This is a genomic window from Prevotella merdae (assembly GCF_900290275.1).
Classification (GTDB): domain Bacteria; phylum Bacteroidota; class Bacteroidia; order Bacteroidales; family Bacteroidaceae; genus Prevotella; species Prevotella merdae.
This window is the reverse complement of the sequence record NZ_LT985325.1, coordinates 290,067-315,973: the sequence shown is the minus strand read 5'-3', so window position 1 is coordinate 315,973 and position 25,907 is coordinate 290,067. Positions and strand designations below refer to the sequence as shown.

At 38.1% G+C, this 25,907-nt stretch carries 25 protein-coding genes; 3 read left to right on the top strand and 22 right to left on the bottom strand.

Features of this window, described 5'->3' with window-relative positions:
* Position 1 precedes the first annotated feature (1 nt).
* The 19 genes from C9991_RS13640 to C9991_RS13545 all read right to left on the bottom strand — a co-directional run bounded on the left by C9991_RS13640 (position 2) and on the right by C9991_RS13545 (position 19,448).
* The gene (locus C9991_RS13640; protein WP_106813069.1) at positions 2 to 1,561 is read right to left on the bottom strand and encodes an MATE family efflux transporter; all 1,560 of its coding nucleotides are present in this window, start codon (positions 1,559 to 1,561) and stop codon (positions 2 to 4) included.
* An 84-nt stretch (positions 1,562 to 1,645) separates the two neighbouring features.
* Positions 1,646 to 2,791, bottom strand: a complete 1,146-nt coding sequence (locus C9991_RS13635; RefSeq protein ID WP_106813068.1) for a dTDP-glucose 4,6-dehydratase — start codon at positions 2,789 to 2,791, stop codon at positions 1,646 to 1,648.
* A gap of 12 nt (positions 2,792 to 2,803) precedes the next feature.
* Positions 2,804 to 3,382 carry a dTDP-4-dehydrorhamnose 3,5-epimerase gene (rfbC, locus tag C9991_RS13630; RefSeq protein WP_106813067.1) on the bottom strand — a complete coding sequence of 193 codons (579 nt, stop codon included), beginning with the start codon at positions 3,380 to 3,382 and terminating at the stop codon, positions 2,804 to 2,806.
* A gap of 8 nt (positions 3,383 to 3,390) precedes the next feature.
* Positions 3,391 to 4,305 (bottom strand): dTDP-4-dehydrorhamnose reductase, encoded by a 915-nt coding sequence (gene rfbD / locus C9991_RS13625; RefSeq protein ID WP_106813066.1) that lies wholly within the window; start codon positions 4,303 to 4,305, stop codon positions 3,391 to 3,393.
* A gap of 9 nt (positions 4,306 to 4,314) precedes the next feature.
* Positions 4,315 to 5,217, bottom strand: coding sequence for a glucose-1-phosphate thymidylyltransferase RfbA (gene rfbA, locus C9991_RS13620; protein WP_106813065.1), 903 nt, complete (start codon positions 5,215 to 5,217; stop codon positions 4,315 to 4,317).
* A gap of 39 nt (positions 5,218 to 5,256) precedes the next feature.
* Positions 5,257 to 6,234 carry a response regulator gene (locus C9991_RS13615; protein ID WP_106813064.1) on the bottom strand — a complete coding sequence of 326 codons (978 nt, stop codon included), beginning with the start codon at positions 6,232 to 6,234 and terminating at the stop codon, positions 5,257 to 5,259.
* Positions 6,235 to 6,242: 8 nt separating this feature from the next.
* Positions 6,243 to 7,661 carry a sensor histidine kinase gene (locus C9991_RS13610; RefSeq protein ID WP_157949487.1) on the bottom strand — a complete coding sequence of 473 codons (1,419 nt, stop codon included), beginning with the start codon at positions 7,659 to 7,661 and terminating at the stop codon, positions 6,243 to 6,245.
* 243 nt (positions 7,662 to 7,904) lie between these two features.
* Positions 7,905 to 8,639, bottom strand: coding sequence for a hypothetical protein (locus C9991_RS13605; RefSeq protein ID WP_157949486.1), 735 nt, complete (start codon positions 8,637 to 8,639; stop codon positions 7,905 to 7,907).
* A gap of 816 nt (positions 8,640 to 9,455) precedes the next feature.
* Positions 9,456 to 9,668, bottom strand: coding sequence for a hypothetical protein (locus C9991_RS13600; protein WP_157949485.1), 213 nt, complete (start codon positions 9,666 to 9,668; stop codon positions 9,456 to 9,458).
* A gap of 94 nt (positions 9,669 to 9,762) precedes the next feature.
* The gene (locus C9991_RS13595; RefSeq protein ID WP_106813060.1) at positions 9,763 to 10,521 is read right to left on the bottom strand and encodes a hypothetical protein; all 759 of its coding nucleotides are present in this window, start codon (positions 10,519 to 10,521) and stop codon (positions 9,763 to 9,765) included.
* Between the two features lie 16 nt (positions 10,522 to 10,537).
* Positions 10,538 to 13,639: an AAA family ATPase gene (locus C9991_RS13590; RefSeq protein ID WP_106813059.1), complete on the bottom strand. Its 3,102-nt coding sequence runs from the start codon at positions 13,637 to 13,639 to the stop codon at positions 10,538 to 10,540.
* On the bottom strand, positions 13,626 to 14,054 hold the full coding sequence (locus tag C9991_RS13585; protein ID WP_089544610.1) for an ABC-three component system middle component 1: 429 nt from the start codon (positions 14,052 to 14,054) through the stop codon (positions 13,626 to 13,628). The genes C9991_RS13590 and C9991_RS13585 overlap by 14 nt, the downstream gene beginning before the upstream one ends.
* A gap of 2 nt (positions 14,055 to 14,056) precedes the next feature.
* Entirely contained in the window at positions 14,057 to 15,349 is a 1,293-nt protein-coding gene (locus C9991_RS13580; RefSeq protein WP_106813058.1) for a S1 family peptidase, read from the bottom strand.
* Positions 15,337 to 16,338: a ComEC/Rec2 family competence protein gene (locus tag C9991_RS13575; protein ID WP_106813057.1), complete on the bottom strand. Its 1,002-nt coding sequence runs from the start codon at positions 16,336 to 16,338 to the stop codon at positions 15,337 to 15,339. Before C9991_RS13575 ends, C9991_RS13580 begins: the two co-directional genes overlap by 13 nt.
* A 145-nt stretch (positions 16,339 to 16,483) precedes the next feature.
* The gene (locus tag C9991_RS13570; RefSeq protein ID WP_106813056.1) at positions 16,484 to 16,708 is read right to left on the bottom strand and encodes a hypothetical protein; all 225 of its coding nucleotides are present in this window, start codon (positions 16,706 to 16,708) and stop codon (positions 16,484 to 16,486) included.
* A 133-nt stretch (positions 16,709 to 16,841) separates the two neighbouring features.
* Entirely contained in the window at positions 16,842 to 17,261 is a 420-nt protein-coding gene (locus C9991_RS13565) for a hypothetical protein (protein ID WP_106813138.1), read from the bottom strand.
* Between the two features lie 157 nt (positions 17,262 to 17,418).
* A complete protein-coding gene (locus C9991_RS13560) occupies positions 17,419 to 17,622 on the bottom strand; it encodes a DUF3450 domain-containing protein (protein ID WP_106813055.1) in 204 nt (67 codons plus the stop codon).
* A 463-nt stretch (positions 17,623 to 18,085) separates the two neighbouring features.
* Positions 18,086 to 18,634 (bottom strand): hypothetical protein, encoded by a 549-nt coding sequence (locus C9991_RS13550; RefSeq protein ID WP_106813053.1) that lies wholly within the window; start codon positions 18,632 to 18,634, stop codon positions 18,086 to 18,088.
* A 46-nt stretch (positions 18,635 to 18,680) separates the two neighbouring features.
* Entirely contained in the window at positions 18,681 to 19,448 is a 768-nt protein-coding gene (locus C9991_RS13545) for a hypothetical protein (protein WP_157949484.1), read from the bottom strand.
* Between the two features lie 506 nt (positions 19,449 to 19,954).
* Between C9991_RS13545 and C9991_RS13540 the strand changes: the two genes are divergently transcribed.
* Genes C9991_RS13540 through C9991_RS13535 form a run of 3 tightly spaced genes read left to right on the top strand, consistent with a single transcriptional unit; the run spans position 19,955 to position 21,435 of the window.
* On the top strand, positions 19,955 to 20,845 hold the full coding sequence (locus C9991_RS13540; RefSeq protein WP_106813051.1) for a hypothetical protein: 891 nt from the start codon (positions 19,955 to 19,957) through the stop codon (positions 20,843 to 20,845).
* Between the two features lie 20 nt (positions 20,846 to 20,865).
* On the top strand, positions 20,866 to 21,000 hold the full coding sequence (locus tag C9991_RS17190; RefSeq protein ID WP_255414804.1) for a hypothetical protein: 135 nt from the start codon (positions 20,866 to 20,868) through the stop codon (positions 20,998 to 21,000).
* Between the two features lie 12 nt (positions 21,001 to 21,012).
* The gene (locus tag C9991_RS13535) at positions 21,013 to 21,435 is read left to right on the top strand and encodes an N-acetylmuramoyl-L-alanine amidase (protein ID WP_106813050.1); all 423 of its coding nucleotides are present in this window, start codon (positions 21,013 to 21,015) and stop codon (positions 21,433 to 21,435) included.
* A 363-nt stretch (positions 21,436 to 21,798) separates the two neighbouring features.
* Here C9991_RS13535 and C9991_RS13530 read toward each other — a convergent pair whose 3' ends face one another.
* The 3 genes from C9991_RS13530 to C9991_RS13520 form a co-directional block, all read right to left on the bottom strand.
* Positions 21,799 to 23,121, bottom strand: coding sequence for a UDP binding domain-containing protein (locus C9991_RS13530; RefSeq protein ID WP_106813049.1), 1,323 nt, complete (start codon positions 23,119 to 23,121; stop codon positions 21,799 to 21,801).
* A gap of 312 nt (positions 23,122 to 23,433) precedes the next feature.
* The gene (locus tag C9991_RS13525; protein WP_106813048.1) at positions 23,434 to 24,123 is read right to left on the bottom strand and encodes a hypothetical protein; all 690 of its coding nucleotides are present in this window, start codon (positions 24,121 to 24,123) and stop codon (positions 23,434 to 23,436) included.
* A gap of 406 nt (positions 24,124 to 24,529) precedes the next feature.
* Positions 24,530 to 25,753: a tyrosine-type recombinase/integrase gene (locus C9991_RS13520; RefSeq protein WP_106813047.1), complete on the bottom strand. Its 1,224-nt coding sequence runs from the start codon at positions 25,751 to 25,753 to the stop codon at positions 24,530 to 24,532.
* Positions 25,754 to 25,907 lie beyond the last annotated feature (154 nt).

Below are 25,907 nucleotides of genomic sequence, written 5' to 3'. Positions count from 1 at the left end.
ATTATTTAAATCTTTTATTAATAAATGGTATTTTTTTACCCACCATTTCTTTGAGTAAAATCCTCTCGTTTGTATTTAAACCAACAAACATAATCGTTGGAACAATAACAAAAAAAGCCAGGAATGATATCAACAATCCGTAAACACTATTGTTTATAGGAAATAACCTTGCTATGATTAATGGTATAGGTGTAGAAATAATTATTACCTTGAATATTGGCACAACCGTTTGCTTTAAATATGCAGTTATGGGGAAACCAAATTTACGTTGGACAAAAATACATCTTGCTAACACCATTACAACATTCACAAGAATACGCACTATCCAAATACAATATGGAGCAAATCCCATTTTTAAGGCAATATACCCTAATGGAAAACTAAGATATGCAATACAGGTCATCAACACTTGATAGGTTTTGATTTTACCTATAGCTTGAACACCCATCCAAAGTGGTGCAGAAAAAGCATCAATAGATAAAAATATAAATATTAACGTGCAAAAATCTGCGGTATATTTAGGAACGTCAACAAGCCACAAATTAAGAATGCTATCAATTCCACAAATAATAGGGAAAGCTATTACGAATAATAAGAAAAATGAGAACTTAGATGTTGTATAAATAATATTATAAAAGCGTTTAGTTTCACCATTTGCATATGTCTTTACAATCTGTGGTTGAAATGCCGTTTGGAAATTCGTTATAAAACCATTTACAGCATTCGAGACCTGAGTTGCAACACCTGCTGCAGCATTAACTGTAACACCATAGAAAATATTAATCATAATATTAAGACCTTGAATTGCAAGAACATTTGCTAAAGCCCCAAATAGAGTCCAACTGGAGAAAGAAAATAATTCCTTAAAAGTTTTCTTATCCCAATACAGTTTATATTTTGTGGTTTGAAATTGTCTCTTACAATACAGCATATATAAATATGCTATAAACAAAGGTATTAACGTATATAAGAAAGAATATGTGATTAATTTATCATATGTTGATATATAGAGTAAGTAAACTACTGCTAATTTAAGGGCAACCTCGGCTAATGAAATATAAGCATAGAAATCCATCTTCTCATACGCAATAATGGAAGCATTATATGGTACTCGGATTAGATTTATTATAAATTGCATGAGGGTAAACTGATAAACCCAATTTGCTGCATACATTCTACCATCAGGTACATTTAAGTGTGTATTTATAAACCAAAGTCCGACAGTTTCGCCTATCAACAATATAATAGCAGACAAAATCAAATAAGTGTTCAGACTCATACAAAACACATTATTTGTTTGTTTTAGATTTCCTTTTCCGAGATTGAAATTTAAAAATCTTTGAGTCGCAGATAATAGTGCAGTGTTCAAAAAAGAAAACATCACAACCACACCATTAATAATATTACAAAGACCATAATCTTCTGCTCCAAGCACATCCAAGACTACACGTGATGTAAATAAACTCACACCCATCATCACAAACATGCGAAAGTACAGAAATAACGTATTTTTGGCTATCTGTTTATTGTTTGATTGGCATTTATTTTGAATTTCGCTCATATACTATTGTTTCCAAATACAAGACAAATAAATTCACATTTATTAAATATGACGTAAACTTGTTTAATTAATATCTAAATAAATTTATCTAATTTCATACATCTTCTCATAATACTTCTGATAATCCCCAGAAGTCACATTCTCAAGCCACTCCTCGTTATCAAGATACCACTTAACAGTCTTCTCAATTCCTTCCTCAAACTGCAAGGACGGTTCCCAACCAAGTTCCTTCTGAAGCTTTGTTGAGTCTATAGCATAACGAGCATCATGACCAAGACGGTCTTTTACGTATGTGATAAGGTTGAGGTCTTCACCATCGGCACGACCAAGCAAACGGTCAACAGTCTTGATAACAGTCTTGATGATGTCAATGTTCTTCCACTCGTTGAAACCACCAATATTATAAGTCTCAGCCACCTTGCCTTCATGGAAGATAAGGTCAATAGCACGTGCATGGTCTACTACATACAACCAGTCACGCACATTCTCTCCCTTGCCATAAACTGGAAGAGGTTTGCGATGACGGATATTGTTGATAAAGAGAGGTATCAACTTCTCAGGGAACTGATAAGGACCATAGTTGTTTGAGCAGTTAGTTACAATCGTAGGCATTCCGTAAGTGTCATGGAAAGCACGTACAAAATGGTCGGAGCTTGCCTTTGATGCTGAATAAGGAGAGTGAGGATTGAACTTGGTTGTCTCATAGAAGAAATCCTCTCCGTATGCAAGGTGATGCTCCTCAGAACTTGCCTTTGTAGTAAAAGGAGGCTTGATACCTTCTGGATGTGTCATCTGCAATGCTCCATACACCTCATCAGTTGAGATATGGTAGAAACGCTTGCCTTCATACTTCTCTGGCAACGACTCCCAATAGAGCTTGGCAGCCTGAAGTAGAGTCAATGTACCCATTACGTTTGTACGGGCAAATGTAAATGGGTCTTTGATACTACGGTCTACATGGCTCTCAGCTGCAAGATGAATGATGCCATCAATATGCTCATCCTGCATCAACTGATAGAAAGCATCGAAATCGCAAATGTCCATCTTGACAAACTTATAGTTGGGTTTGTCCTCAATGTCCTTAAGATTAGCAAGGTTGCCAGCATAAGTCAACTTGTCAATGTTGATGATTTTATACTCAGGATACTTGTTTACAAAAAGTCTTACTACGTGTGAACCGATAAAGCCAGCTCCACCTGTGATTACGATTGTACGCTTATATTGTGTCATGTCTGTTTATTATTAAAATTCTGGATAGAGATTCATGTCAATAGAGAAAGGACTGTCAAAGTCTTTCAGAAGCTTATGCTTTGTGTCTTTCTCGCTAAGGATGGCATGTTCTGTTGGAATCTGCCAGTCTATACCAAGACTGTCATCAATGATGCTGATGCCACCATCTGCCTGTGGAGCATAGAAGTTATCACACTTATATTGGAATACAGCAGTTTCCGACAATACAGCAAAACCATGAGCAAAACCTCTTGGCACAAAGAACTGGCGATGGTTGTCTTCTGTAAGTTCTACCGCCACATGCTGTCCGTAAGTAGGACTTCCCTTGCGGATGTCTACTGCCACATCAAGTACTCTGCCTTTTACACAACGAACAAGTTTGCTTTGTGTGAATGGAGGACGCTGGAAATGTAAGCCACGCATAACGCCATAGCTTGACATACTTTCGTTGTCTTGCACAAAGTTTATCTTACGGACCTTCTCTTCAAACTCTCTCTGCGAAAAGCTCTCAAAGAAATATCCACGGGCATCCTTGAACACTTTTGGCTCAATGATTACCACTCCATCTATTGCTGTCTTTATTACTTCCATCTTCTATTTTAGTTCTGTAAGTTGTTAATACATATTTTTAATGAGTCAGTCCAATAAGGCACTTTCACTCCAAATGTCTCCTTTATCTTACTCTTGTCCAATACCGAATATGCAGGACGCTTAACCGGACTTGGATATTCTGCACTATAACATGGATTAATCTCACATTCCTTATGACCACTATACTCGGCAATCATCTTTGTAAAGTCGAACCATGAGCACACTCCCTCGTTTGAGAAATGATAAATGCCTGTCTTTGAATACTCGGACGAAGAGTTTTCCTTTTTATAATCCTCTATTATCACCTCAATAGCCTTGGCAAGGTCATAGGCGTAAGTAGGAGTGCCACACTGGTCGAACACAACCTTTAATGTTGGTTTGGTAGCAGTAAGATTGAGCATAGTCTTGCAGAAGTTCTTGCCAAACTCAGAGTAAAGCCAAGCAGTACGGATGATGACATTCTTAACGTCTGTTGCCATAATCTTCTGCTCACCATGAAGCTTTGTTGTGCCATACACACCAGTTGGAGTACCCTTTTGGTCTTCCTTGCAAGGAGTGTTGTATGGTTCCTTACCGAATACATAATCCGTTGAAATCTGCACAAGCAGACCGTTTGCCTCTTTCATTGCCTTGGCAAGATTCTCTGGTGCATCGGCATTCAGCTTTTCTGCAAGGGCAGCAAGCTTTTCGTCATTCTCGCAAGCGTCAACATTAGTCCATGCAGCACAGTTGACAATAACATCTACATTGTTCTCACTCACCATCTTTCTGATAGCCTCCAGATCAGTAATATCAAGATAAGTAGTCTCGACACCTTCTATCTGGTTGACATCAGTAAAGATATAATTGTCTGCGGAATGCTTGGCAATGATACGCATCTCATTGCCAAGCTGTCCGTTAGCTCCTGTTACAAGTATATTCATCGTTTCTAACTATAAATTTGGATTTCCAGTCTGCTTTATCTCATCAATAACCTTAAGCAGATACTGTCCATATTGATTCTTTAACATTGGCTTTGCCAATTCACGCATACGCTCCTCGTCTATCCATCCCTGGCGATATGCAATACCTTCAAGACAAGCTACCTTTAAGCCTTGACGCTTTTCCAACACCTCTATATATGTTGAGGCTTCTGACAAAGAATCGTGTGTGCCAGTATCAAGCCAAGCAAAACCACGTCCAAGGGTCTGCACCTTAAGTTCATTATCACGCAAGAACCACTGGTTTACTGTTGTTATCTCATATTCTCCACGTGCCGATGGTTCAATCTTACTTGCCACATCCACCACTTTATTTGGATAGAAGTAAAGACCTACAACTGCATAGTTGCTCTTAGGATGCTCTGGTTTCTCTTCTATTGATAGACAATTACCATCCTTATCAAATTCAGCCACACCATAACGCTCTGGGTCGTTCACCCAATAGCCAAATACAGTAGCCTTCTTCTCTTCCTCAGCAGCTCGTACTGCTTCTTTAAGTTTGGCAGTAAAGCCAGAACCATGGAATATATTATCACCAAGAACAAGACATACACTGTCATCGCCTATAAAGTCCTTGCCAATAGTAAAAGCCTGTGCCAATCCGTCAGGAGAAGGCTGCTCGGCATAAGTAAAGTGTACTCCATAGTCAGAACCATCGCCAAGAAGACGCTTAAAGCCTGGGAGATCGTAAGGAGTTGAGATTATCAGTATATCACGAATGCCAGCAAGCATCAGCACACTGATTGGATAATACACCATTGGCTTGTCGTAAATAGGCATAAGCTGCTTGCTGATGCCCTTGGTAATGGGGTACAAACGTGTACCACTACCACCTGCTAATACTATACCTTTCATATCTTATAATGTTTAAAGAATAGACTATTAATGCTCAAATTATTGTATGGAAACAGACCCGGTATCAATTGTTCTATTTGAACCATCTGCATAGAAAATATGCACCCTTGTCATCTCCTTTGGAATACGCTTATAAACCTCAATGGGAAAAATGTGAACACTACCACAAAAACGACAATATTTCTTTAGTAAAACATTGAACTTATAATATATTGGATTGCTTTCAAAAACTTTTTTAACAGCTTGTTTTCCCTCCTCTATACCTTCTTGAAGTTTATATGTTTGCGTTATCTTCTTTTTTTGTGTTACAGAAAGAGACAGCGAGCTATCAATATGACTTGTAACAACTGAGTCCAACTGACTCTTCAAAGATGCAAGCTTTCCAGCTTCTAACACCATGTTTGCACTCTCTTTGAATTCCGTTCCAGCCATTACCTTACATTCTTTTGTATATTCATAGGAATACTCTTGCGTTTGCTCTGATGAGACTAAGGCTAATATTGTTTTCCACCCCTCCTCAAAAGTAAAGTTTTTATCCACCAATTCTACGGAACCTATTGTATAACAATAAAACCAAGTTTGAGGTTTTAGAGGATTAAAAATATTCAACAATTGCTCTTCATTAGATTTATTGACTATACTAGTTTCGTATTGAGTATAAGCTACCAAAACCTTTCCTGGAAGTTCGGATATATTCGATTTCTCCAAATAATCACTATATCCTAATTTAGCAGCTTTCATGATGTCTAAGCGATCTGCTTCACCCGTCAAAAGCACAGCTTTGATATTTGGATTAATCTGATGTATCTTTTTAAATAAATCCGTTCCATTCATATCCGGCATACGCTCATCCAATACAACCACTTTTACAGCACCCGTCCTAACAACCTCCAAAACTTTCTCAAGGTTTGAGTAAGCTTCTGTACGGAAACTGTATTTTGTAGATATAAGTTCTGAAAAAGTCTGAGCAGCCGCCAAATCATCGTCTACAACCAGTACTTCTACATTTTTATCCATAATTTTTTTTATTTGATTGGTATCTCAAAATATACCCTATTATTCTGCTTATAACACTTTAGTTTGCCTAATTTTCTTGTAGACAACAGATGCCTTACGGTATATAACCCGAGTCCATAATGTTCTGGTTTACTAGAATATCCATCTACTTCCATCTTATCTATGTCAACATCATCAACATAGGTATTAGATATTTTCACAACACCTTTGCTTTCTATAAGTTCTACTGTTGTGTTTTCAGAAGAAGCTGTTACCGCATTTGAAAGTATAGGAAGCAACAAAGACATCATGAAATAATTACTATAGGAAGGACATGAACTTTGAATGTTTGTATTCAATACTAACTTTTTATGTTCTCGCTCCCTATATAATTCAAAAGTCTCTTCAATCAGCTCCCGCAATCCAAACTTATCATCACTTTTTGAGCAGAGATAGATTTCGCGATAAGTTTCAAGAATGCCTTTACATATAGTAAGGCTCGTCTTTATTCTATCTATATAATTAACGAGATTCTTATCTGCCTTCTTCTGGCTCAAGGTTTTGCCTAAAAGCTCCACATTACCTTCTATACTTGCTAAAGGTGTTGCTATGAAATGGGTTATTTCGCGTATAAGCATTATGTTTGAATGAGTCGAATTATTTGCAGGCACTCTCATGGAAGAAATATCCATGATGGCATCAACCTTGGATGATATTTGTTGCAAGCACTCATACATTGCCTTGTCAAACTTTGGGGATGTTTTTTTATCATCACTCACCACATTATGTATTCTAACACTATTTATTTCACTAAGCAAATAAGCTAAGTGAGCCTCTATTTTTTCATTTTGCTCTGCCAATCTCTCAGTCAGTTCTTCTATGCTTTTTCTCATTAAGACATTTCCAAATGAGTTTTCTACATTAACTGTTTTTGGTGAACTGTTCTCTTTTGGTATCTCTACATAATTAATTTCCTTTCGTCTAAGCATTAATGCAAACAAAACCAATATCACAGCAAATGGAAGCCATATAGAATAAAGAGATTCAGGTATAGCAAATGAAAAATTGCCATAATAAGGCAAGTCGTGTTTTAGCCGCATATTTGTATGTGTAAACCACAAAGTTCCCAAAATACCAAAGGTCAACAATGTGCTAAACAAATAGTGAGAATTTCTCTTAACATGAAATATAAAAATCAAGAAAAGAGTTACTCCTATTATACCCTCAGCTATCCAAAAAGACAGATTCAGGATATCTACAGGCAATACATTTCCTCCCACAACAGGTACCAATCCCAGCAACAGAGCTGTCAAAGCCATTAAATAACTTGCACCACCGGCATCGTTATTCTCATCATTGAAAAAGGCTATATAAAAGATCGTAGCAGGAGCTATAGCTATTATACACACAAGAACAAACAATATCCAAAAATATATAGTATCTATCATTTTCTTTATTTTATCGCCAAACGTTAGCACTCAATTTAGGCCATAGCCCTTTGTAAGTCACTTTTGCAAGTGCCTATATATTGAGTTGTTAAAAATTCACTTGTTTATTAAGTATTACATACTTTTTCTCGCCATGGCAAGGTTCAGGCAAGCTTGCTTTGCTCATGACTTATCGAAAAAGTTGGCATATTGCCAATCCGAATAATACCTTTTAAGTTTACCGCTTAAATAGAGGTTGGATACTTACTTTTCTTTTATAGTCTCAACCTTATACTTTATAGCCAATCCCTCACCATACAAATTGTTCAACCACAAAACATATTGGTTTATATCCTCATTCACGGCATCCTTATATTGCAATGGAGTATCAAGCAATTTATTATTCGACATTCCTATTAGTATCGCATTCTTAAAGGCATCCTTATCATAATTCTCTTGTTGTGCCTTCTCAAACAAATGCTTAAACATAGTGATGTTATTTGCTACATTATTAGCTTTCGTCTGTAATTCAGCACACAAAAGCTGTATGTCGTCCACAAGTTTTGTCATGCTTTTGTTATCTTTCATTATGTCACTATATGCAGCAATACACACAGATGAAGTATGACGAATCAGCAATGCATTCTTTGCAATGTCGTCTATCAAGTCATACACACGTTTTGTATTATTGGTATTATGCCCATAAACATACAGCCGATTTACAGCATTCGCCACAGCCTCAGCATAAAAAAGAATGTTCAGCAAACGTTTCTCACGTTCCTTTACAAACTCATGATTCCGTTGTTTCTCGTAGGATATTTCATTCTTTACTGTTTCTATTTTCTCGGTTATTGCTTCTATGTCCTCTTTAGTTGCAATGTTTTTACCTTTTTCCGACTCATACGAAGTCTCACGTTTTACCCCCTGTTCAATCTTTTTCTTTGCATAGAAGATGAACAGAATTATAATTATCTCAAATCCTAATAATATGTATGACATATATTTATACTTTTCTAATAGTAAGTTAGTGCTCAATTTAGGGCATAGACTTTTGTATAGGCACTTTTGCAAGTGCCTATATATTGAGATGTTAAAAATTTCACATGTTTATTAACTATTGACATATTGCCAATCCGATTTATTTCATGATTTTCGGCTGCACTCGGCATAGCTTAAACAAGTTTGGCTCTGCTCTCGTTGGCACGAAAATTCTTCGCTCGACAATGCCAATTAGGAGTTTTGAATGTTGAGTGTTGAGTTATTCGCTGCTACGCATGCGATTGAGAGTTGGTCAATTGTGAATTAATTGTCTTTGAACATGAATCATAATAAATTGGCCATGAATTATGCCACGAATTAATATGGTTTGAATTGATCCTTGACTTTTATCTTGATTATTCAAGCAATTTGTCACTATCACGTAACCTTTGTTTAATACCCTTCAATGTAACGTCAGCCCAATGCTCATAGTTATTCTTCAGCTCCTCTTTCTCTTATGTAGAAAAATCAGAGTGTTCGATGTAATCTTTCATACATTCAACTGCCGTCTTCTTGAGCTTATCAAGATCTGAGCTCTGAATCTTACTGGTAATGAGCTGCTCGGTAATTGTGCAATATATATAGCCATAAAGAAAATTAGGAGTTAGGAGTTAGGAATTACGAGTTACGAGTTGGTCACAGCTACACCTGCGATTGTGAGTTGGTCAATTGTGAATTGATCGTCTTTAAACATGAATCATCATAAATTATCCATAAATTATTTCATGAATTAACTTTCTGATTCTCTGTTGCTAATGTTTGGGCGTAGAGTGAACATTAATGCCCGTTACTATTGAGAATTTGATATTTCCTCATTAACTTTGCAGCAAATTCAAAGAAGTCTGCAACATTCTTGAAATTATCAAACTGCTGGCAATACATACTTGCATAAGGTTCAGGAAACCTATTGCGTATATCTGCCTTTATCATGTTTGCCAAAGCCTCCTTGGTATAGGTCTTCAGCAATTCGTTGTATTGTTGTTCATTCATAATATCCACGATTATTTGAACATTCTTTATTCTTCAGCTCCTTATATAGCGACACCACTTTTCGAAATTTAATGTTTGAGTTGACATTTTGAATTTAGTCTTCAGATTTATCTATTAATAAAGGGATATGTACAGGGGTATTTGGGTATCTACCCATTTTTATCATTTTCACCAAATCGTCTCTTGATATGCCGAAAGAATCTGAAAGATAATGCAAGTGCGGTCTGCTGCCTTGTATACCAGATTCCATTCCTTTCAAACCTTTATATGTTTGTAAAAAGCAATGCCAATGAATACCATTATCAAATATTCTCGCAATCAAAACATCTGCTTGATTTATGATTGTTCGCATTTGACCTTCTGTTAAAGTTGTGTCACCAACATATTCTACAGAGCCATCATCTTTAAGATGCATAAATGAAGGCAGTTTCTCTTCTTTTACACTTTTAGGATCGCCTTGCCATTTATAATGGCTAAACTTATACCCACATTCTTCAGCAAAGTTGAACAAAGAAGATAATTGAGTTTCTGTGAGTTGAGCACCCTTTAATAGACGTATTTGTTCTTTTTTGCTAAATTCTTTCTTTAAAAGGTTATTGAAGCAACTATCAAAACTACTTTTAATAAAGTCTTCATACGTCTTTTCTGCAATCTCCAATGCAGCATTATAAACAGTGTCATCATTGTATGAAAACGTACATTTATTATCTTTATCAAGGTATGCTTTCAAAACTGGAGCTATTGAAGAAGCTTGAAATTTAATCACCGTATCCCTATAAGATACGTTCTCAACCTCATCCATTTCATTAGCAAAAAGCTCTTTATCTCCATCTTTATATTTATATGTTGTCATATCGTATTCTTAGAAGTTAGACATACGCAAACTTTCCACGCTCTGGCAACGTTATGAAACGAGAGTTGAAAAGTGTATCAGGTACTTTCTTTTGCAACAATTCGAAGAAGTTACGATCATGTGTTGTCAATACAATCTGTTTGTCCATTGAAAAGGCAACATTTCTCAAAAGGTCTATGATGGAAAGGATATTGATGTCATCCAAAGCTTGAATAGGATCATCAATGAATATACAATCCATGCTTTTTCCTTCATCATCGGTTGCAAACAATGCCTTTGCTAGAAATATGCAAAAAGAAAGAATGTTGATTTGGGCAGTACTGAAATACAAGTTTGGCACAATACTTTCTTTTCCATCTTCCCTGCTATTTACTAAAACTTTCAATCGTGGATTTTTTAGCTTGAAATCACATTTGAACTGTATCTCCTTGTAATCGGGATGAGGATCAATGGCATTGTACAACCTATTGATAAGGTCAAGCTCAAAATAACTATCCACGAATTTTTCAAGATAATGTTGAATGCCATCTATCTCTTCCTTAAAAGACTCCTTTAAATGTTTTATCTTTTCTTCCTGTTTTCTCAAATTAAAAAGTTCTGTCTCTATGCGTTTATTACCCAGAAATATCTCAATAAGGTGCAGAACCGAGATATAATCACCTAATACCATTTGCCGTTTCTCTTGTTCTGCCTTCAAGGTCTTCTGTTGCTTGAGTCCATACTCAAATTTAGAGACAATTTCCTGATCAGAAGATTGAGTATGAGTATCGATTAAACGGCATTCTGTTTCAAGATAATCTAGTATCTGCATTCTTTCCTTCTCAATTTTATGTATTTGCGCTATTCTTTCATCATATTGCTTTTGTAAAACATCTATTCGTTCTACAAGCACTTTCTTTTCTTTCAGAATAGCCAATTCTTGATTGTTTTTTTGAATTTCCGCTTTTATCTTTTCTTGTTTTATATTTTCCTCTTTAAGCGTTTCTTTCCATTGCGTAAACGTTTCATCTGTCACACGAGCAGTTTCCAACTTGCTTACATACCCCATATAGAAATCGCCAGATTTGATAGTTGTAATTTCTTTATATGCTATTTCTATATTTTTTTTAATTTCTGTAAGTTGAAGTTCTTTTTTAGAAAGTTCCTCTTCAAGTGATTTTAAACAACCTTGTTTTTCAAGAATGCTGTTAGCATACATTTCCTTATTGGCTTCTAAAACTTGACGTATTTTATCTTCAGAAATATCAGCCAACTCGGTGTATAATTCTTTTAAACGACTTTGATTTTTTTCTATACCAATAGTCAATTCAGATATACTCTTGGTTGTTTTATCAAAATTGATTTTTGATTCCTTAAGTAGAGCCTCTGTTTTCTGCAATTGTTCATCAACAGTGGCTATCAAATCTGTAAAAAGTTTCTCTTTTTTTGAATAAAGTTCTACCTTGGAAGAAACAAGAAGTTCTCTCTTTTGAATATCTAATTGCAAGGACTTCTCTACAATTGTATTCGTTGATATACTTTTCAAAAGAGTTTCTTGAGAATGATAATCATAGCCACACAAAGGGCACACTCCTCCTTCTATTTTTGAAAGAATAGCACGTGAGTTGGCAACTAATGTTTCTATATCTCCAAGGTAGCTTTTCTTTTCAGCAATCGAATTATCTACATCTTTAATTTCTTTGTCTATTTTCCCAATTTCATTTAAGACATCAACGATGCCTTTCATTTCTTTTACGAACAGGTTATCAGTAAAGTTAACTTTTCGTTCGCATAAAGTTTCGTATAGGGAATGAAGTTTGCTTAACTTGCTACGTAACGATAAAACTTCCTTATCTAAATCTTCTTTTTTAGATTGAGCTATTGCCAATTTCTTAGACTCTTCATCAAGTGAAATTCTTAGCTTGCTCATTTCCTTATAACTTTCGTGAAGATGCTCCAATTTCTCAATTACAGCAATTTGTTGTCTCGCAAGGTTAGACAATTCATCTTGCAAAAGAGACAATTGCTTGGCGGTTATATCTTTGTTTTTTAAAACTTCTTCGATTTGGACATTTTGTTTTTCTACATATAGCTTCTTACTTGTTAATTCTTTGGCTATTTCGCAGAATTGCAAATAATGGGCTATCAAGAATTCTAACCTTTTACTTTTTCCTTTTGATTCTACTTCAAATTCTTGCAGTCTAATCAACTGTTCAGACAATTCCGTATATCTTTTAATGTCAGCAATACGATGCAAAAGGTCATTCACGTCTTCTTGAATTGCATTCTTTCTTTCAACAAGTGAAGGAAGCTGATAGATACTGCTCAATCCATCTGTACCGCTTTCCACTTTCTGGTAAGCAGTAATTAATGATACCAGCACCTCATGACGTTTAGAAGCTTGTTCCTGCCAAATCTCTGCTTGAAACATGAGTTCCTTCAAGTATTTGTCAGAGAAAGACTCTTTGATATCAACAGAGATACCCACAGATTTTAAAGAGACTAAGACATCTGATAGTTTTGCCTTCAAATCTACATTTACAATTTCCTGATTCAATTGGGCTGTTTTATCCTTTATTTGTCTGCCCAATGAAGTGATTTGGCGCCCACTGCTTGTGTACTTCTCTTTTAACCAAAGCCTATAATCCAACAATCCTTCAGTTTCCCTAAACCTTTTCGTAAATATCTCGAAACGACTTTTGGCATCCTTGTTTGAAATAAATTCAGAGAAGAAATCCTGTGACAGAATGGCATTTGTGAAAAATGCGTTTTCTCCATCACCTTGTAATATCTGATATTCTTCATCTGGATTGCAAGTTCTAACGATAGAATTTCTGTCGTCGAAATCCATTTCGACTTTTATATGCTCTCCTGGTAAATCCTTGTTATGTATAAAAGATTTATTGCCAGAATGAGATTTGTCCTCACTGGCATTTTCTGGAAGATTATCATCAAGACGATGAATTTTTCCTGTCATACAGAATTCCATTGAATCGAAGAGACTTGTCTTGCCAAATCCATTCGGAGCATAAAGAGCAACAAAGTTTGCTGTTTTTCTGCTATCTTTTTTAGCAGAAAAATCAACCGACTCATCTCCAAAAAGTCGGAAAGCATGTATGTTCACCTTATTTATCTTCATTGCTTTGATATATCTTTAAGAGTTCTGGATTACTGTCATACATTGCAAATCCCTTTTTCATTTGCTCTGTAGGTTTTATAATATACCTTATGTATAGGTCTATTAAATTGTCCGCACCTTCTTTTATGTCACTTTCGTTGACTATAATTTTACGAGAGGATATTGTATCATGCTCAATTTTGTATTTCAGCGAACGGTCTATCATGTTTTTGTCTGGAACAACATAAAAAAGATAGAAGTTCCAACGAGTAAACTCATCTATATCTTCAATTTGGTAGTCATGAATAAGAAGATTTCTGAAATCTTTCCAATACTGGCGCAGTTCTTTTTCTGTTAGAACTGGGGTTACAGCAACTACAAATTCCCGACCGATTCCAAAACAGTCTTTTTTCCAAACATCAAGAGTGATTTCCATACCTACACTTCTATAATTTCTTTCAACTTGTTACGATAATGTTCTATCGTAACTTCCTTTATTGTATTGGCGCAATCCTTGACAGCAGTCTCAAAGATGTTATTATTGATAATTGTCATCTGATTGAATACATTTGAACGAGACCTTGAAATATCATTTTCTTCTATGATTTCCGCCTTTCTGAGGTCGGGTACCTGTGCTTTTGGAGCAGCATAGTTTCCATAAAATACGGTTTTATTGAGTCCACCCACTACAAGATATGCTCCCTTAATTTTTCCAACAACCAACTTGGCTTCAAGTTTTTCCCTTACATCATATACATCCAACTCTTCGTTGGAATAGCAATAGTGGAATTTCTCATACAAAGAGACTATTGCTTTTTCGCCATCAGGCTCATTCAAGTCAAGCAAGGCTATAACACCAACTATAAACAAGGTGAATGCTTGCCAATATCTTTGGTCCAAGCCTTCCAATTTTGTTCCTTCATTGATTTTACCTTTCTTTATCAATACATCAAATATCCGAATAGGAGACCATTGCTCAACTATGGCTTTATATTGGTCTAAATCAGATGTAAATTGAGCAGTTCTATCGTCTACAAAGCGTTCACAACTGAAGTCAAACACCCATCCAACCATCTTGCCAAAGTAACTTAAATCAAATTTAAGGACTGGCGGTAACTTTTTTTCAGCAATAAGTTGCAAAAAGAGGGATATCGGTATCATTCCACACTTGCCAAGCATTTCCTGTTTGTCATGCATGGCAGACTGAGTATGAATACCAACCAGTTTACAATCTTTATTTAAAATACCACCTCCGGACATACCTTTGATTTCATTTTCTTTATTATTTACATCATATTGATATTCAACAATATCTGTTTCACTGTTACTATCAAAATGTGCAATATGCAGTACCAAGGTATTTCCTATTTTATCTTCTGCGTTCTTTCGAGATTTTGGAAAGCCTATATGAAAACATCCTATTCTATCAGAAGATATATAAAGATGTGGAATATCTATGTCACGTTTCACAACCAATACTGCAATATCATTGTCTACTTGTTCGGAGACTTCAACACTTTGAATGGTAAAGACATGTGCCTGTTTACTATTAGCCTCATCATAGCTGATGGAAATATTGTCTATTGGCAATATGTTTTTACCTTCATCTAACACAACATGTCTGCATGTAAATACATACAAAATGTCCTTGTCTAATGGAGAAACAAGAACCCCTGTTCCATCATTAACCCTGACTGTAAGTTTCTGTTTTATATCGTCTATTCCAAGCATGATATAGTGGTAAATACACGTTCCTTCAAATTAGGGAAATCCATAAAGTCCTGCTTAGTAAACAAGCTATCCTTACGTTCTCTGTAATTGAAGCCTATAATTGAATCTGTATTACAGATTATTTGAGCAATAACCTCTTTATCTGGATGCCCAAAGAAATCTCCATTGGTAGAAACAAGAAAAGTATCTGCATGTACCTTTTGTATAAAGGTTGGACTAAAATTGTTCTTACTACCATGATGTGAGAGTTTTATGATTTTGTATCTGATGGGGTGATCTTGCTTTGGGTAAAAATAATCAAGACCATTCATAATATCTTTAATATGAGCATCACCAAGCAACAATACCTTATCACCATCTATTGTAGAGAGTTCAAAAGCAATAGAAGCTCTATTCTCTTTTGTGAGGGTTCCATTCTTCCATGGTTGAGCTACTAATTCTTTTAATGAGACAGAATCTGTACCATTGGCAGTACCTGTATTTTGCAATGAAGCACTTATCTTCTCGGCAATACTGTTTCGATATTTTGACAATGGTGCTAACACTTTGATATGGAAGGGTCCTCTATCAAATTCTTCTCCTTGCACTATATTATTATTATAGCAGCGTCCTTTGTCTCTCCACAATTCAAGTAGTTTCCCTGCTTGGGTTGGAGAATTTTGCAAACTGGATTTATCGGATAGAATAACATCGTCATTCATCCAGATTTCTCTCACAAAATCTTCTTTAGGGAACTCATCTTCAAACCATTCTATGATTCCTCCTATATGATCATCGTCAACATGCGTAACAATAAGCAAATCTATATGCTTATTCTCTTCATGCAACTTGTTTATCAACTGTTTCAATGGTTTATCTGGATCTCTTCTGTCATGCAAATCCTGATAAGTTTGGGCGACACCTCCATCTATGAGAACATTGTAATCATATGCAGAAACGAATATGCAATCACCATGTTCGGCAGGAAGTAAAGATATATTTATTGCCATAATTGCTTATATAGAATTTTATTCGTAAGGTTAGTGTTCAATTTAGGGCATAGCCCTTTGTATAGGAGCGGGGACGCCCTCGTCCCCGAAAGAATTTGGGAGAATCTATTGCTTTGTCGAGGACGAGGGCGTCCCCGCTCCCACTTTACCGTCTATTGAGGGAGAACTTCCAATTTATTTTTAGGGTGAATAGAAAGAAGTTGAACTTCATGCTGAAGAATGGGGTGCTAACTACTTCTACTTTGAGCTTGTCTGCGACGTTCGACTTTTGGTTAAGGAACTCGTCGCCGATGAAGATCTGGATTGACTGGGTGGCGTTGGGCAGTATCTGGTTGCTGCCTCCATTGATGGTAATTGTTTCTGTTGTCATGATAAATTCACATGGGTTGTAGTTTAACGAAAAAGTAATATAATATACTTGGCGATTTAATATAATATAAATGCCACTTTAATATAATATAAATGGCAAAGTAATATAATATACTTTTTGCTATAGATTTTGATTATTTTATGCGATTGGGTTTGGGGCGTGACAATAAGGCGTCGTTGATGCGAGCACGTAGGTTGTCAATGCTTCTACCCTTGGTAAGCTTAGTAGCTAAAGGAAGGAGGATACTTATGAAACGCTCCTTTACTATCTCTTCTTCGGTAAGTTTTGGTTCCTGCTCGAACATGTAAATTACTACTTTAGCAAGTTCGGTGGCATTTTGACACTCACTGAGTTGGGCGATATAGTCAGGAAGATTCACCTTATCTACATATAGGGACAGCTTGCCGACTTCGGGACATGACTCTTTGTCGACAACTGTGTTACTGAGTATTTTCTCGGCAAACTGGTCACCATAGAAGTTTTGTACGGCTTCGGTAGCATTGGGAAGAATTTGATTGTTACCTCCGTTAATGTTGATTGTAATGTCGTTCATATAGGTTGTAAACATTAATCGGTAAGCACTCAATTGCTTCCAACCCCTTATAAACAGGGGTTGGAAAGCCATTGATTATTTTTGTTTTAACTTTTGTTTGTTTGAATTTACCGTGCGACTGCACTGGGGAGAAGCTTTTCGTAATCCTTCTCCCCCTCTATAAGTCTGCTGATTTGCAAGCATCACGCTCCTTGACAGCCTTGTCGTATGCCCACTGAAGTCTGTCCATTGACTCCTGCAATGAGACTATCGTTGTATTCTGAGAACTTATCGTTTGGCGAAGTGTATCTATCGTCAGCTTAAGGCTACTTATCATAGCTTTAAGCTCTGTTATTGTATCAATATATTCTTGTCTCTCCATATTAGATGTTAGAGTTCAATTTAGGGCATACCCCTTTGTATAGGCACTTTTGCAAGTGCCTATATATTGAGATGTTAAAAATTTTACTTGTTTATTAAGTATTACATACTTTTTCTCGCCATGGCAAAGTTCAAGCAAGCTTGCTTTGCTCATGACTTATCGAAAAAGTTTCATACATTTTACACGCAAGTGATTTTCGGCTGCACTCGGCATAGCTCAAACAAGTTTGGCTCTGCACTCGTTGGCACGAAAATTCTTCGCTCGACAATGCCAATTAGGAATTTTGAGTTTTGAATGTTGAATTTTGAGTTATTCGCTGCTACGCATGCGATTGAGAATTGAAGCCTACGGCAATGTTGAGTTTTGAGTTTTGAATGTTGTAATCGGCTCTGCCGCTTGCCTAAGCAAGAATTGTCGGCGAAGCCGATGTTGAATTATGCGCTGTGCGCAATGTTGAATGTTCTTACAATATGCCGGGATGTCGTTTTGCAAAGTCATTTTGCTCTTCTATCACCATCTTGCTAAGTGCTGGCAGCATACGTTCTATCTTGCGACATTTAACTTTGTTATAATAGAAGTCTATGTCGTCGAGCAGTTCATTGCAAAGAGATTCGGGCATGTCGCCACCATAACCACAGGCAACAAGAGCTATTGCAGACAATCTGCGGGCATCTTTGTCGTTACGGAATGTGCTACTCATAAGGATATTGGGCAGCATATCGTAAAATACATTGCAATAGTGAAGCAAGTCGTTGAAGTTGGGGGATAAAGTGAGGTATGCTTCGAGCATCTCTTCCTGATATTGACGGAGCAACAAGAGGAACTTCTGCTTTGCCATCTTGCCTTTTATGTTTTGTGTCATTACCCAGAAAAGAGCATGAGATAACACTATACGATCTTCGGAAGAGTGATAGTAGAAGGAACTGTCTTCGGGTTTGCTGTCCTTAAACAGTTTCTCTTCCATTTCTGCAAACATCTGCTTGCGCATTTCTTTTCTATCTATAGGAGTCATATTTGAGTTAAGAGTTAGGAGTTATGATTTCATTTTTTTACTTCTGTTAATACAACCGCTTGCCTAGAATCTTAAATGTCATACTCTTTTCTTTTTTCTTGACCATCTTGGTTATATAAATGTCAGGAGTTCCGGATCCAAGAACAACACTATGGGCAGCAATTTCTGAAGCCATTGTAGTTATGGGGATAGCTTGTTTCAACTGCTTTTGGGCGTTAACCCACGGAAATACTACCCCAGCTACCTTCCGCGCGTCGCCACTTAATTGTATTGCTTTGATTACCACACCTTTTAATCTCTTCTCCGCCAATGTTCTCGGTTTTGCTATCTGACATTTCACGCCTTTAAATTCTGCGCCATAACGCAATACATCAACAATTTCAGTTGACTTACCCTTAACTAATACAGACACATTGCCGTTGACATGGCGAGACGGGACATCCACTTGCCTCATAGAATGTGTACCTTTTGTCTTATAAACGATACTGGCTTGATGACTCGCCTTGATTTTATCGTATAGTCTTTGTATATTGTCTCGCCAGGTGCTGTACTTGATGTCATTCTTAATGTGGGACACGAATGGCTGTACGGCATGCATGAAGTTCTTTGACATAGCCACACTGTAAGAGACATCCTCCTCATTCAGTAACATAAAGAATATGACACTATAAACTTCGTTCATAGCGTGACACTCGCAAAATAGCTTGACATAACGTCTCACACTTGCCTCATTGGGAATGTAGGAATAGAGTGTTAATTCTTCCACATTTTCCAATCCGAGATTATTGGTATTTGATGTATTGTTTTCTGACATAACTATTCTTTTTTTAACATTCCGTGTTTTTGCCGCATTTTTTTCGTGCCTATCATCTCTTTTTTACGCAAACCAACATAAAAGAGAACAAATCCTTAAAATGCATATTAATTTTGCCAGTGTAATCAAGAAGGCATCAATAGCCGTATTGGTTCAAAACTATCGTATTAACTTTCTAAAATTCAAGACAATGAAAAGAAATCGTAATCCAACAAACAAGCATGTAATGAAGCGTTATGCTACGCTTTATTCTTCGATCAGTTCTTGATTGTTTCTCGATCGCTCTTCGTTCTGTTCTCGTTCGCTCTTCGATCGGTTCTCGTTCGAACTCCGTTCATCCTCCGTTATGGCTCCGTTCGAGCTCCGTTCGGGGATCGAAGAACAATGATAGATACATCGACAATACATCGGAACAAACACGAAGAGACAGCGAAGTACGAAATGGAAACTAACAAAACGAAAACGTAACCAAACTGTATTTTTTAATCACTTAAATTCAAATTATTATGGCAAGACTTACTGGAATTATTTCCAAACTCAATGGCTCTGCAGGTAACCTTACCTTCAGACAGAACGGTGGTCAGACCGTAGTGTCTGAGAAAATCACCCAAACTACAAATGCGAAGACCGAACTTCAACAAAAGCAGCGCTTGAAGTGGGCAAACATCATTCGCGAGTATCAAGTGCTGCAACCTTACATGAAACTTGCTTTTGGTGGTACTCGTAACGGTCGCAACGACTACAACAAGTTTATGTCGACCAATCTCTCGATGACTCCTGTGTACCTGACCAAGGCTGAGGTTAATGCAGGAATGTGCATCGTAGCCCCTTACGAGATTACTCACGGTACTGTTAGGTCGATTGCCGTAAGCGGAAAGGGCAAGAAGGCTGTAACAGACATCAAACTGGGGAATCTTAACATCACCGAAACGACTACTGTTACAGAGTTCTCTAATGCTGTGGTGCAGAACAACAAGCAGTACAATTATGGTGACCAAATAACTTATTTCTTGGTACATCAAGTGGTGAACGAAGTGACCAACATCCCTATGGCGGAGGTGGATGCCTGTTGTATTGTACTCGACAAGAGTAGCGAGGCAAAGCTCCTTTCACTTGTTGACGCAAAAGGTTTCTCGGTGCAGGAGGAACATCTTGCAGCACAGGCAGACAACGACTTCGGCGACCATGGTATGGTGTGGATTCACTCACGCAAACAGAGCGGTAAGACGCTAATCTCCACACAGTGCCTTATTTGTGAGAACAACTTGTTGGCTGAGTATCAGGGCGAGGAAGCGTATCTGAATGCTGTTGACAGCTACGGGGGTGTAAGCGATGTGTATCTCACTCCGAACGGAAAACTAAAGCCTACCTCTATCACTTCTTCGGCTGAAAAGTAACCTTTAACTGATAGTGAATTATGAAACTCATTTTATTAATGTATCTAAAGACTACAAGTATGAAAATCAACTGGAAACGTGTGGCACTCTATGTGCTGCGAGTGATTGAACTGATTGTGTCGGGCGCCGCTGGCGGTGCCATGACACAAATGTAGAATGCTTATCGTATGAGAACGATAAACTTGATTGTAGTGCATTGCACCGCCAATAAGGCGGGCTGCACTATCAGAATGGCGGATATTGACCGCTACCACCGCTCGCTCGGTTGGCGTGGATGTGGGTATCACTATGTGATTCCTACTGACGGTGCCATTGAGAGAGGACGGTCTGAAACGCAGATCGGAGCGCATTGCAAGAATCATAACAACCATTCAATCGGTGTTGCGTATGTAGGAGGGCTTGCCGTTGACGGCAAAACTCCTTGCGACACCAGAACGGAAGCACAGAAGAGTGCGTTGAAAAGGTTGCTTAGTGAGTTGCATAAACGTTATCCGAAAGCGTTGATAGTAGGACACTCTGACCTTGATCCACACAAACCCTTTTGTCCTGGGTTTGATGTGGTGAGGGAGTACAGAGGACAGGAACCTTGATGCAAGAGCATAGAGAGTTGCTTGCTGGAGACAGCGGTAAGATACCGCTGCTACTATTAAGATTGAATACGGATTTGTCTGATTTTACTGATATACTGACTCAAGGCGAAGCATCAGTTTAATCAGAATAATCCGTATTCATATATTATTGAATACTGATTCTGCATATTTTTACTGATTTACTGGCTCAAGGCGAAGCATCAGAATAATCCGCTTTCGTTTTTTGAATACAGATTCTGCTTATTTTACTGATATACTGGCTCAAGGCGAAGCATCAGAATAATCAGAATTATCCGTATTCGTTTTTTGAATACAGATTCTGCAGATTTTACTGATTTACTTTGCGCTGTGCGCAATGTTGAATCAGTCTCGGCGGAAGATGTCGCGTGTATATACCTTTGCTTCTACATCCTTGAGGCAATCGTCAAAGCGATTGGCGATGATGGCTTTGCTCTGTTCCTTGAACTCATCAAGATTGTTAACAACCTTGCTTCCGAAGAATGTTGTACCATCTTCCAATGTGGGTTCATAAATGATTACCTCTGCACCTTTTGCCTTGATGCGCTTCATGATACCCTGGATGGCTGACTGACGGAAGTTATCTGAATTAGACTTCATTGTAAGGCGATAGACTCCGATAACACAGTTGCCTTGCTCTACTCCGTATTGATTGTTGCTTGAATAATCGTACCAGCCTGCTTTACGAAGTACTGCATCGGCAATGTAGTCCTTGCGTGTGCGGTTTGACTCTACAATAGCGGACATCATGTTTTGAGGTACATCCTGGTAGTTAGCCAATAGCTGCTTGGTGTCCTTTGGCAAGCAGTAGCCACCATAACCGAATGAAGGATTATTGTAATGTGTGCCGATACGTGGGTCAAGACCTACACCTTCAATGATAGCTTTTGAATCAAGACCTTTAACCTCTGCGTAAGTATCGAGCTCGTTGAAGTAGCTGACGCGAAGTGCAAGGTAAGTGTTAGCAAACAATTTCACGGCCTCGGCTTCCTTCATTCCGACATACAATGTCGGAATTTCTTCCTTAATGGCTCCTTCTTGCAAGAGAGCAGCAAATGTATGAGCTGCTTCTTTAAGCATTTCTACATCTGTTACAGACTCGATGGCATTGTTCTCGGCTTCGAACTCGGGTTTATTGATAATCTTAGGGTAGCCAACGATGATGCGGCTTGGATAGAGGTTGTCGTAGAGGGCTTTGCTCTCACGAAGGAACTCTGGGGAGAAGAGGAGGTTGAACTTCTTTACTCCTTTCTGGGCGTATTTTAAGTAGAGGTTGCGGGTATAGCCAACGGGGATTGTACTCTTGATGACCATAATGGCATCAGGGTTAACTTCCAATACGAGGTCGATGACTTCCTCTACATGAGTGGTGTCGAAGTAATTCTTTACTGGATCATAATTGGTAGGAGCTGCGATTACCACAAAGTCGGCATCAGCATAAGCCGATTTGCCATCAAGAGTGGCTACAAGGTTCAATGGCTTTTCAGCCAAATACTTCTCGATATAATCATCCTGAATTGGTGAAATCTTATTGTTGAGCTTCTCCACCTTTTCGGGGATTACGTCTACTGCTGTTACATGATGATGCTGCGACAAAAGGGTCGCAATACTAAGTCCTACGTAGCCAGTACCAGCTACTGCAACTTTAATGTCTTTAAAATCTCGCATATTTTGAATTTTGATTTTTGTAATCGGCTTTGCCGCTTGCCTGAGCAAGAATTTTCGTTTGTACTCAATTTAGGGCATAGTCCTTTGTATCGGCACTTTTGGAGGATATAAGGAGTCTTACGTTCCTTGCGGACAACGTAAGAAAAGTAATATAATATACTTGGTGATTTAATATATATTAAAGTGGCATTTAATATAATATAAATGGCAAAGTAATATATGATACTTCATTTCTCATGTCTTTACCCCGCAAGCAACGAATCATGTTCTTATGTTCTTATGTCTAAAAAAACATGATCTTATGTCTTTATGTTACTCTGCGATTTCGAAATCCTCTCTATGTACATTGCTTATGGCTACCGCATAGCCACAGAAATCCATAACGAGTTGACGGTCGCGTAATACTCGTACTACATAGCCTTCGCGGCCTTTGAAGATGCCAGTGAGAACACGTAACTTGACATGGTCTTTGGCAAACTTGATGAAGGGGTCGCGCAAGAAGGTGATGCGCTCTGGCTCTTCTGACATTATCTTCATAAAGGGACGCATCAAGCTGTCGGGGATACTGGCTGCCTGGCCAGTACTGCAATTGTTGACTAAATAGTATTTGGGGAAGTTGAGTGAGAGGAAAGATCGTAACTGATTGGTGGTGCCTTGCAAGAAGACAAGACCACTGATGGTGGGTTTTTCCTCTTTCATTATGCCCTTGCCGTTTGGTTTCTTCTTATAATGCAGAGTGCGATGGATGAAGCACTTTGGCTTATAATCACCTTCAAGTTTACGAGTCTCGAGTTTCTGTTCAAATGTGCCAGCCGACATATGCTGTATGTATATATAACCCCATGGAGCTTCGGTGGAAGTCTCGTTATTGGACATTCCTCCTACTTTCGAAGCCGACTTATTATCAGCTCCGACTATATGGATGCCCTTTGGTAAACGCTTGTTGTTATATGTATCGTTCACGTCGGCTGTAGAAGAAGGAAGAGAGCATACCTGCGTCATTTTCTTGTTCTACTTTATGTTTCTGTTGGCAACCACCACCTGAGGCGACTGTTCCATTCTCACAATAACAGTATTCATAAAATCATACTCTTGATATGTACATATTGTCCAGTCAAGGATGCGGAATGATTGACATTACAAACGAGGTTGACTGTCGCACAATCTACAACTTTATGGCTTTGTGTCTCGATATGTAGTATCGTGTCTCCTAATGTAAGACAAGATTAAGCTGCAATTCCTCATAATATCAAGCCTTTATCATGAAAATAGTATCACATTTGTTAAACATTTCTATACTATTTTATATAAAGGAGAAAAATAAACAGATTAAAATAATCGTAAATACAAGAAAAAGCGTACCTTTGTAAATCAAATCTTGTCTTACATTAGAAGACACGCACCATATTTATTTCCTTTTACTTATTCGTCGTATTATGTCACGGTTTGCCTGGTTTATACGAGACGTGTCGATGGAGTTGAGATAAACCTGTGTGGTTTTATACGACTGGTGCCCCATGCCTTCGCTGATAATGGGTATGGGGATATTCATATCTCGTGCCATACTTGCCCATGAATGGCGGGCGACATACGTGGTAAGTGGCATCTTTAAGCCTATCATTTTGCCTATCCTCTTTAACGCACGGTTGACATTCTCTTGCATTCGTTGGTACTGGCGATACTCTGTGCCATCTACCTTGTTTATTATGGGCAGCATATAAGGCGACGACTCTGTTTGGCGGGCATATCGCTCTACAATCTCTTGCTGTTCGCTCTCCCACTCCACCATCAGCTGTTGGTTGGTCTTCTTACGGCAATATACCAACATGCCATTCCTTAGGTCAGACTTGCGCAAGAAGGCGATGTCGACGAAGGGCATTCCACGCATATAGAAGCTGAACATGAATATATCACGGGCTAAAGACAAGATGGAGCCATGAGGCAGTTGCAACCCTTGTATGGCGCGGATGGCTGTTTCGGAGATGGCTCGCTTGGTAGTAGTGACATATGCAAGGCGCACTCTGCTGAAGAGTCGGCTGTCATCGGGCATTAGTCCCTCGACTATTGCCTTATGGAATAGGGTGTTGAGCGTGCGTAGGTAGAAGCGGATGGTGTTTTGCTTCAGGTTTCGGTTGATGAGCCATGCCTCGTACTCTTCTATCATATCGGGGGTGAGGAGGTTGAAGGTGAGATCGATGTCGTTGCGAAACTCCTTGAACCGCAGAAAGGCGTTGGTGTAGGTCTTGAGGGTGCCATATCTCTGCATGCGCTCTTGTCGTAGCACCTGCTCGTGCAGGAACATGAAGACCGACTTGTATGGAGGGATATGAAGGAAGGCTTCGGTCATGGAGTCGAAAGAAAAGCCTTCTGAACTGGCACTCAACCTACTGACAATAGTCTTAAGCTGACGCAGATTCCAAGACAAGCAGCTCTGCATATATAGCAGTTCCTGACGTCGGGAGGTGTCGGGAGGAATAATTATTGAGGCATTAAGGCTATCCCACTCGCATGAGTAGACATGACAATGAGTGGTGAGCCACTTAACACTTCGGTTGTGAATCACTTGATAATAGATGGTTCCCTGAGTGGTGGGAACGGATGAGGGACGAAATTTTAATTTAATTGTTGCCATATAATAATATAATATGAATTAGGAGTTTTGAATTACGAATTACGAGTTGGTGCGCGGTGCGCATTAGGAATTAAGAGTTTTGAGTTTTGAATTATGCGCGATGCGCATTGTGAATTATTTAGTTAGAAATTAAAAACCGCTAGGAAATCATGTT